General features: G+C 57.2%; 1 protein-coding gene. It reads right to left on the bottom strand.

All coding sequences use genetic code 11. The features are described 5' to 3' along the window. Window positions 1–683: PAS domain S-box protein (locus VB780_RS14275; protein WP_323351830.1), on the bottom strand; the 683-nt coding region annotated here is incomplete at both ends.

Below are 683 nucleotides of genomic sequence, written 5' to 3'. Positions count from 1 at the left end.
AGAGCCGCAGCAGCTCGTCGAAGCTGGGTGCGCCCAGGGCTGGGTCGCGCCCCAAAATCCGAAATTTTTCGGCGGACCAGGTCACTTTTTGGGTAGCGATGTCGTACTCCCAGCTGCCAACGTGGCCGATCTTCTGGGCCTCTAGCAGCATGGCTTGGCTTTTGTGTAGGGCGATTTCTGACTGCTTGCGATCGTTGATATCCTGAATTTGAGACACAAAATAGAGCGGCACCTGCTGCTCGTCGGTCACAATCGATACGCTGAGCAGGATCCAAATCCAGTGGCCCTGCTTGTGGCGGTAGCGCTTTTCAAGGTGGTAGTAGCGAATTTCTTGACTGAGCAGCTGCCTCACCAGATCTAGATCGGTGTCTAGGTCGTCGGGGTGGGTGATGGCCTGAAAGGTGGTGGCGAGCAGTTCGGCTTCGTCATAGCCCGTGATTTCACACAGGGAGCGATTAACCTCTAGCCAATGGCCCTCTAGGCTGACCAAAGCCATGCCAATGCCGGCGTAGTCAAAGGCGTTGCGAAAGCGCAGATTGCTCAGGTGAAGGGCACTGTTGCTGGCCTCTAGCTCGGCATTGCGATCGGCCAATTCGGCGGTGCGCTCGGCCACCTTGGCCTCTAGAGACTGGTTGAGCTGCCGCAGGGCAATCTCGCTGCGCTTGCGATCGCCAATGTTGTAG

Origin of the sequence: Leptolyngbya sp. CCNP1308 (genome assembly GCF_034932455.1) — a bacterium.
Classification (GTDB): domain Bacteria; phylum Cyanobacteriota; class Cyanobacteriia; order Phormidesmidales; family Phormidesmidaceae; genus Nodosilinea.
This window is presented reverse-complemented; position numbering and strand designations above follow the sequence as displayed.